This is a genomic window from Photobacterium sp. R1 (genome assembly GCF_054600795.1).
On record NZ_BAAHZP010000625.1, the window covers coordinates 1 to 264 of the forward strand.

General features: G+C 49.2%; 1 protein-coding gene. It reads left to right on the plus strand.

Annotation, left to right across the window (positions count from 1 at the left end; all coding sequences use genetic code 11):
• Nucleotides 1–264: SAM-dependent methyltransferase (locus ACYP03_RS26560; RefSeq protein ID WP_459782750.1), on the plus strand; the 264-nt coding region annotated here is incomplete at both ends.

The window sequence follows — 264 nt, forward strand, 5'->3', positions numbered from 1 at the left end:
TGCCGATGGACTCCCTGCCTGGTGTGAGCTTTTTACAGGGCGACTTCCGTGAAGAAGCTGTGCTGGATGCATTACTTGAGCGAATTCAGCCTGATATGGTTGATGTTGTTTTGTCTGACATGGCGCCGAACATGAGCGGTAATTTGGCGTCAGATCAGCCTAGAGCAATGTATCTTGTTGAACTAGCATTAGATATGTGCAGGCAGGTGCTTGCGCCCAATGGAAGTTTTGCGGTAAAAGTTTTCCAGGGCGAAGGCTTCGATC